Source organism: Methylomagnum sp. (assembly GCF_054333355.1).
In genome coordinates, this window is sequence record NZ_JBTEKS010000226.1 from 1 (window position 1) to 7,379 (window position 7,379).

Annotated in this window: 4 protein-coding genes; 3 read left to right on the plus strand and 1 reads right to left on the minus strand. The window is 64.0% G+C overall.

What is annotated here, in order from left to right; all coding sequences use genetic code 11:
* Positions 1-3,111: PAS domain S-box protein (locus ACXWUF_RS15435; protein ID WP_458495543.1), on the minus strand; the 3,111-nt coding region annotated here is incomplete at its 3' end.
* 252 nt (positions 3,112-3,363) lie between these two features.
* Between ACXWUF_RS15435 and ACXWUF_RS15440 the strand changes: the two genes are divergently transcribed.
* From ACXWUF_RS15440 to ACXWUF_RS15450, 3 genes are all read left to right on the plus strand, one after another.
* A complete protein-coding gene (locus ACXWUF_RS15440; protein ID WP_458495544.1) occupies positions 3,364-4,812 on the plus strand; it encodes a circularly permuted type 2 ATP-grasp protein in 1,449 nt (482 codons plus the stop codon).
* A gap of 125 nt (positions 4,813-4,937) precedes the next feature.
* Positions 4,938-5,912, plus strand: coding sequence for an alpha-E domain-containing protein (locus tag ACXWUF_RS15445; protein WP_458495545.1), 975 nt, complete (start codon positions 4,938-4,940; stop codon positions 5,910-5,912).
* Positions 5,913-5,998: 86 nt separating this feature from the next.
* Positions 5,999-7,234 carry a hypothetical protein gene (locus ACXWUF_RS15450; RefSeq protein WP_458495546.1) on the plus strand — a complete coding sequence of 412 codons (1,236 nt, stop codon included), beginning with the start codon at positions 5,999-6,001 and terminating at the stop codon, positions 7,232-7,234.
* Positions 7,235-7,379: the final 145 nt, after the last annotated feature.

Genomic DNA, 7,379 nt, shown 5'->3' on the forward strand with positions numbered 1-7,379 from the left:
GCCCCGGCCCATGCCCTCGCTATGGGCTTCGACCCGCCCGCCGTGCATTTCGACCAGATTCCGCACCAAGGCCAGCCCGATGCCCAGCCCCCCCTGGGCGCGGCCCAGGCTGCGGTCCACCTGCGCGAACAGGTCGAACACCCGGGGCAGCATCTCCACCGGAATGCCGACGCCGCTGTCGCGGATGCTCACCACGGCCACGCCGCCCTGGCGCTCTGCCGTGATTTGAATGCGCCCGCCGGGTTCCGTGTACTTGGCGGCGTTATTGAGCAGGTTGGCGAACACCTGGGCGAGCCGCACCGGATCGGCGTCCAGGCAGATCGGCTCGGGCGGAAGGGCGACGCTCAGTTGGTGGCCCGCCGCCTTGATGAGCGGCTGACTGGTTTCCAGGGCGTGGCCGAGGACGGCGGCCAGGTCGACGCGCTCCTTGCGCAGCTCGATCTTGCCCCGGCTGATGCGCGACACTTCCAGAAGATCATCCACCAGCCGCACCAAGTGCCCCACTTGCCGCCGCATCATCGCGTGCAGCCGCTCGGTGGCCGGTTCTTTCGCGCTGGATTGGTGCAGCAGGTGCAGGGCGTTGCTGATGGGGGCCAAGGGGTTGCGCAACTCGTGGGCCAGGGTCGCCAGGAATTCATCCTTGCGCTGGTCGGCCTCGCGCAGGGCCTCCGCCATGCGGCGCTGCTCGGTGACGTCGGTGATCAGCGCCACCAGGTGGGAAGGCTTGCCCGCCGCGTCGCGTAGCAACGAGACGAACTTGCGGACCCAAACCGTCCCGCCATCCTTGCGCAGATAGCGGTTCTCGATCTCGAAGGACGGCAGTTCCTCGTCCTGTAGGCGGCGGTTCTCGGCCAGGTTGGCGGCGCGGTCATCCGGGTGCAAGAGGTCGGGGAAGGTGATTTGCCTGAATTCCTCCTCTGTGTACCCGAGCAACTCACAATAAGCGGGGTTGCACTGTTGGAAGCGCCCCTCCCGGTCGGCGATGGCGATGCCGATACCCGCATTTTCAAACACCGCCCGGAAGCGCTCCTCGCTGGCCCGCAGGGCTTCCTCGGTCTGCTTGCGTTCGGTGATGTCGCGCACAATCCCTTGGAATCCCACCAGATGGCCATCCGCGCCCCATAGCGGCCAAGTCCTAATGCTGATGGGGAACACGCCGCCGTCCTTGCGGATGTATTCCTTCTCGTATTCGCCGGAATCCCCGTGGGCCAGAACCCGCTCCCGCACGATGGCGTCCTCGATGGCGTGCCAGCGCGGCAGGGTCAACTGCTGATAAGTCAGGCTCCGCAATTCTTCCAGGGAATAGCCCAACATGGCCTGAAAGGCCGGGTTGGCGTCCAGGATGGGTCCATCCGGGGCCGCGGTGGCGATGCCATCGCGGCTGGCCTCGAAGATGGTCCGGCAGCGCTGCTCGCTGTCCCGCAACGCCGCCTCGTCGGCCTTGCGCTGGCGGATGTCGAGACCAATGCCGATGGTGGTGCCGTCGGGCAGGCGGACGTTGGCCCAGGCGGTATCGACCAGCGAGCCGTCCTTGGCCGTTGACCGCATGTCGCGCCAGCCGCCTTCCAGGGACAGCATGTAGTCCGCGACCCATTGGCGGTGGGCCGGATCGGGATAGCATTTGGCTAGGAAGTCCCCGCCGGCGACATCGGACTCGGTCCAGCCCAGCACGTCACGCAAGTGCTGGTTGAAGCGGAACCCTTTGAGGCTGGGGTTCCAGACGCACAGCATCACCGGGATGTTGTCGTTGATGGCGGCCAGCAGTTCGCTCTGGGCTTGCAGGGCCAGCTCGGCTTGTTTGCGCCCGCTGATGTCCTCCGTGAAGATAATGATTCCACCGATGGTGTTGTCATCCGCGCCCCGCCATGGCCGCGCCTCCCAGCGTAGCCATTGGACGGTGCCGTCGGCGCGTACAAAGCGGTCCTCGGAGGCGTTGATGACTTCGTCGGCCAGGACGCGGCGGTGAACCTCTTTCCATCGCTCGGGCATCTCGGGAAAGGCTTCGTAATGAGCGCGACCCAGCGGTTCGCCCGTGAGCCGGTAATCATCCCGCCATCGGCGGCTCACGGCGAGGTAGCGCATGTCCCGGTCGAACATGGCCACCGCCGCCGGGACGTATTCGATGAACAGCCGCAGCCGCTCCTCGCTTTCCCGCAGTGCCGCCGTGCGCTCGGTCACGCGGGCATCCAGCTCGTCATGGGCCTGCCGCAGGGTCAGCAGCGCCCGCCGGGACTGCGTGGCGAGCGCGGCCACCACCAGGGCCGTAACTGCGGCGATGCCCAGGAACAACTGGACCAGCCATTGCCGTTGTTCGGGATCGAAGGCGGGATTCGCGAATACACCCCGCCCGGTAGCGGTATAGCGTGCGGCCATAAGGGCGAGGATGAGCACGGTGGCGGTCGCGCCGGGCACGCCGAAGCGCAGGGCGCCCCATAGCAGGGGAGGCATGACGATATAGACGAACGGGAATCCCCCGCTAAAAACCAAGTGGGCAAAGGTGACGAAGACCGCGAGCATCGCCAGCCATTCCGCCCAGCGCTCGGATTTCATCTGCCACAAGGCCGCGCCCGAATGGACAACGGTCAGGACCAGGGGCGTGACGATCAACACCCCCACCGCGTCGCCCACCCACCACAGGAGCCAGGCGTTAGCGAAAGGCCCCTTACCGATCGCGTCGAGGGTGGCCGCGCCCAGCGTCGCACTGAGGGCGGGGCTGAGCACCGCGCCGCATAACGTCAGCGCCAGAACCGCCTTCAAACCATCCAAACGGAATGCCGCGCCGCACCAGCGCCGCACCAGCCAGGCACCGGCCAGGGCTTCCAGGGTGTTGCCCAGATAGATGGCGAGGACGGCGGGAAGGGGCAATTCGAACAGGGCCGTGGACCCGATGATTTCGGCGGGCAGCCCGGCCATGATCCACCAGGGCCAATGGCGCTTCTCGCTGACCAGCAAGGCCGCGAGATAAAGCCCACTCGGTGGCCAGAGGGTCACGCCCGCGGAAGGCGTGAGGGTCAGCCAGTGGCCCAGCCAGGAACCAGCCAGATAGGCCACCCCGAACAGGACCAGCCAAAACAATCCGGGATGGGGAGGGGAGGGGGTGGATGCATTCATGGTTTGGATTATGGCACGCCCAGACGGTTGGAGAGCCTTATATGACTAGCCATTCCTCCCGCCCGCTCCATTCCGGTGCGAATCTTCGGCCCAGGCGTCAATCCCGTGCGGTTTTTGGCGTCCCGCCTACTTGGTCGGCCCGGAGCCATGGCTCGTTTTGGGGCTGTTTCGGCGTGACTGAACCTGCGATCAGGGGGATTCCTCCCTGTGGCACGCCTCCTGCAATTCCCCAAGCACCAAGCAGGAGCGCCTATGAAAATCTCCCACGACGAATATCAAAACAACCACGCCTACGACGAACTTCTCGACGACCGGCACCAGCCCCGTCCGGCGGCGAAGGCGTTGTTCGAATACCTGGACTCCCTCCCGCCTGGCGAATTGGAGGCCCGCCGCCAGTCGGTGGACGCCGCCATCATGACCATGGGCATCACCTTCACGGTGTACAGCGAGGCGGGCAACATCGACCGGGCCTGGCCCTTCGACATCATCCCGAGGGTGATGGCGAAGAAGGAATGGGACCGCATCGAGGAGGGCCTGAAGCAGCGGCTCACCGCCCTCAACCTGTTCATCAACGATCTTTATAACGAGCAAGCCATCATCAAGGACGGGGTGTTCCCGGCGGAGGTGCTGGACGGCTCGAAGAACTTCCGGGAGCAGTGCCGGGGCATCACGCCCCGCTTCGGCGTGTGGGCGCATGTGTGCGGGACCGACTTGGTGCGGGACAAGGACGGCACGGTCTACGTGCTGGAGGACAACCTGCGGGTGCCGTCCGGCGTGTCCTACATGCTGGAAAACCGGCAGCTCATGAAGCGGCTGTTCCCCGAGGTGTTCCAGGCGTCCACCATCCTGCCGGTGGATGATTACCCCACCCAGCTTTACGACACCCTGGCGGCGCTGTCGCCCCGCGACATCGAGCGTCCGGTGGTGGCGGTGCTGACGCCGGGCATCTATAACTCGGCCTACTTCGAACACAGCTACCTCGCCCAGCAAATGGGCGCGGTGCTGGTGGAAGGCTCGGACCTGTTCGTCGGGGCCGACGAGGTGGTCTACATGCGGACCATTTCCGGGCCGCGCCGGGTTGATGTCATCTACCGCCGCATCGACGATGACTTCATCGACCCGGAAGCCTTCCGCGAGGATTCCACCCTGGGCATTCCCGGCCTGATGCGGGCCTGGCGGGCGGGCAAGGTGGGCATCGCCAACGCGCCGGGCGCCGGGGTCGCGGACGACAAGGTGGTCTACACCTTCGTGCCGCAGATCATCAAGTATTACCTGAACCAAGAGGCCATCATCCCCAACGTGCCGAGCTATCTCTGCATGTATGAGGATCAGCGGGACTATGTGCTGGCCAACCTGGACAAGCTGGTGGTGAAGCCCGCCAACGAGTCCGGCGGCTACGGCATGATCATCGGTCCCCGCGCCACGCCGGAGGAGCGGACGAAGTTCGCCGAACTGATCCGCGCCAACCCGCGCAACTACATGGCCCAGCCCACCCTGGATATTTCCACCGCCCCCACCCTGGTGAACGACCAACTGGCGCCCCGCCATTTGGATTTGCGGCCGTTCATCCTGCAATCCAACCGGCTGTATGCCACCACGGGCGGTCTAACCCGCGTGGCGTTGAAGGCCGGGTCGCTGGTGGTGAACTCATCGCAGGGCGGCGGCAGCAAGGACACTTGGATTGTGGATACGGAAGAGTAATGCCGTAGCCGTAGGCTGGGTTGGAGCTTCGCGAAAACCCAGCTTATTTGCATGTATTGCTGGGTTTCGTTCCTCAACCCAGCCTACCGCGCCATATTTATGAATACAGCCAGGGAGAAAGAACCATGCTATCCCGCGTCGCCGAGAACCTTTATTGGATGGCCCGCTACCTCGAACGGGCCGAGAACACCGCCCGGCTCATCAACACCACCACGCAGGTCTTGCTCGACCTGCCCCGTGGCGCCTCCTTCGGCTGGGACATCCTGCTGAAGGTGGTGGGCTTGGATAAGCTGTTCGACGAGCACTACACCGAGGCCAACGAGGCCAACATTATGCGCTTCCTGATCCAGGACGAGCGCAACCCCAGCTCCATCGTCTCCACCATCCGGGGCGCCCGCGAGAACAGCCGCACCTTCCGGGAGATTCTGCCCAAGGAATTCTGGGAGCGGGTCAACGGCCTGTACCTCTACATCCGGGAACACGCCCCCGCCGCCGCCCAGAACCGGGGCCAGCGCTACGAGGTGCTGAACCACGTCGTGGACCGGGGCCAATCCCTGGCCGGGATGCTGGTGGGCTGCATGAGCCATGACTTGGCGTTCCAGTTCATCGAATTGGGCCGGAACATCGAGCGGGCCGACATGACCACCCGCATCGTGGACATCAATTCCGCCGTGCTGCTGCCCCGCGATGGCGGCGCGTTGGAGCCGATCCAGGAGCGGCTGTGGATGAGCGTGTTGAAAGCCCTCAGCGCCTATCAGATGTACCGCCGCCATGTGGACGTGCATGTGCGGGGCACGCCGGTCCTGAATTATTTGCTGCTGGATTCCCACTTCCCGCGCGCGGTGCGGTATTGCTTGGCGAAGATCGACGAATGCCTGTCCACCTTGCCCGACCATGCCGAAGGGATGCGGGCGGCCCGCCGGTCTTGGCGGCGGCTGACGGGATTGCGTTGGGGCGGCCTGACCCCGGCGGTGCTGCACGAATATCTGGACCAATGCCAGAAGGATTTGGCCGCCATCCACATGGCGGTGTCCGCGCAATATTTCTACCGGGAGCCGCCGGAGATTCAGTCGCAAACGCAGACGCAGGCGGCGGCTTAAGTGGGAGCGGGCTTTAGCCCGCGAACAGGCGTAATGGTCGCGGGCTGAAGCCCGCTCCCACTTTCCAGCAATCCCAAGGATTTTCGATGACCTCCTCCCTGAATTTCCCCCGCTACGGCGACAAGCAGAATTCCCCCTTCTTTGAGGACTACCTAAAGCAACTGCTCGAAGAGCGCGACCGGGTCGGTCTCACCGAGATGATCCGCCAGATCGACGCCCTGATGATTACCGTGGAGCCGGGCCACTCGGTCCCCTACGTGGGCGAGTTGTGCCTGATGACGCCCTACGAATATCTGGTCACGCTGGAATCGGAGAGCCACAACACCCATGTCCTGCGGATCGACATGAACTCGCCGGACATCCTGGTGCGCGAGGTCAAAAGCCCCAACACCCAGGGCATTTTCCGCAGTCTCAACGAGGTCTACCCCATCGGTGCCCACAAGCCCAACTCGCGCTATATGGGCGAGGTGTTCCGCGTCACCAACCTGCATGAAACGGTGGAGTTGCAGAAGTCCCGCGACGTGCGGTTCTTCAACCAAGAGCAAATCCGCAAGCTGGAATTGCCCGGCAACATGGCCGTGGTCAAGCCCTCGCCCTACACCCACAACATCGTCGGCTATTGGGAGCGGCCCGAGGCCAGCATCCGTATTTATGCGCTGGGCTGGAGTTGCATCCGCGACGATGTGCAGCGGGCCTATCTGGAAGCCAAGGAAACCCGCGCCAAGCTGGGGCTAGATCCCTTGCTGTTGCCCATCGACCACCTCGCCACCCGCATCTACAGCCAGAACCGCGAGGCGTCGATCCTCGAATACCTCACCCTGACGAGTTATTACTACTGGGGTTCCTACGACATCGCCGCGCAGAATTCTTCCACCAACGTCACCAAGAGCGTGCATTTCGAGAACGAACTGGAAAGCCCGGCCAAGGTGTTCACGGCGGCCAACCATCCGTACTTCGTCAATCATTTGCTCAAGCTGCCGTCGCCGACCGAGCAATTCGTCCGCAACTTCGGGCCGCGCTTGCACCATCTGGCGGTGGCGGTGAATGACGGGGAAACCCAAGGCAAGGCCAATATCGACTACGTGGTGGATACCCTGCGGGATTGCGGCAAGGAGTTTCTGCTGGATGTGATTGGCTCGCGGGAGGAGGGCTTGAAGCAGATTTTCTCCAGCGCTTCGGAATATTCCTCGCTGATCGTGGAATACGTGCAGCGCTTCGGGGATTTCCAGGGTTTCTTCACCAAGGACAACGTGGCGGAACTGACCCACGCCGCCGGGGTGGAGGAGAGTTTGCGGGCCTTGGAGGCGTCGGCTTCGGCCTGATTTCCCCGAAGAACCCGCTATTCCTCGCGGGTTGGGGTTCCCGCGTCACCCCAAACCTGCGCCCCGGCCTTTTAGGGCTGTTTCGAATCGAGTATACGGTGGTGGGAGCGGGATTTAGCCCGCGACAGCCACGCGGATCGCGGGC